Annotated in this window: 1 protein-coding gene; it reads right to left on the bottom strand. The window is 57.9% G+C overall.

The genetic code is table 11. The features are described from left to right. A partial coding sequence (locus BT199_RS26500; protein WP_371914271.1) for an immunoglobulin-like domain-containing protein occupies positions 1 to 1,320 on the bottom strand: 1,320 nt, incomplete at both ends.

Genomic DNA, 1,320 nt, shown 5'->3' with positions numbered 1-1,320 from the left:
TCGAAATGCTCGCCGCCGGTTACGCCTTTGATGGCGGTGGTGACAGTTTGGTCGCCCTTGTACACGTCATCAGGAGCAAGAACCGAAACGCTACCGCTCGACTGATTCACACCAATGGTGATGGTCTCGCCATTGTCCAAGGTTACGGTCAGCGGGTTGGTGATGTTAGTCACCGGTGCGCCGTTTTTATCCACAAGGCTGGCGGTGTAGACGATGTTGCCGCCTTCGCCAACGGTGGTAGTGGCGGTCAGGACCACATCGACTTTGTCGATGGTGTCGTTGATCGTGGTCGTTGCGCCATTGCCTGCAACTTCCAGTTTTTCGAAGTTGCCGCCAGTAGTCTCAGTGATCTTGACGGTCTGGGTGCTCTTGTCGATGAACACGTCATCGGTAGGCGCGGGCACGGTTACGGTGCCAACAGTTTCGCCAGCCTTGATGGTAATCGACGAGCCGTTGTCCAACTTCAGCGTGACGTCAGTGCCAGCTTTGTTGGACAGCGTGGCGGTGTACGTAATCTGCCCACCCTCGTCTGCTTCGGCCGGAGCCGTCAGCGTCACGGTGGTGGTGTTGTCGGTACCGGGGGTATCGGTGACAGTGGTGTTCACTGCCGTAGTGCCAGGCACCAGGTTCTCGAAATGCTCGCCGCCAGTCACGCCTTTGATGGCGGTGGTGACGGTCTGGTCGCCCTTGTACACATCGTCTGGCGCGATGGTGGTGATGGAGCCGCTCGACTGATTCACACCGATGGTGATGGTCTTGCCGTTATCCAAAGTCACGGTCAGCGGGTTGGTGATGTTAGTCACCGGCGCGCCGTTTTTGTCCACAAGGCTGGCGGTGTAGACGATATTGCCGCCTTCGCCGACGGTAGTGGTAGCAGTTAGAACTACATCCACCTTGTCGATGGTGTCGTTGATCGTGGTGGTTGCGCCGCTGCCTGCAACTTCCAGTTTTTCGAAGTTGCCGCCGGAAGCGTCGGTGATCTTGACGGTCTGAGTGCTCTTATCGATGAACACGTCATCGGTAGGCGCAGGCACGGTCACAGTGCCAACCGTGTCGCCAGCCTTGATGGTGATCGAAGAGCCGTTATCCAACTTCAGCGTGACGTCAGTACCGGCCTTATTGCTCAAGGTCGCGGTATAGGTGATCTGGCCCCCCTCATTCGTTTCGGTCGGAGCTGTCAGCGTTACGGTAGTGGTGTTATCGGTGCCCGGTGTGTCCGTAACGGTGGTGTTCACCGCGGTAGTGCCCGGCACCAGGTTCTCGAAATGCTCGCCGCCGGTTACGCCTTTGATGGCGGTGGTGACAGTTTGGTCGCCCTTG

The organism is Pseudomonas sp. NFR02, assembly GCF_900119375.1.
GTDB lineage: Bacteria > Pseudomonadota > Gammaproteobacteria > Pseudomonadales > Pseudomonadaceae > Aquipseudomonas > Aquipseudomonas paracarnis.
The sequence above is the reverse complement of the archived record's forward strand: the minus strand, read 5'-3'. Positions and strand labels throughout refer to the sequence as shown.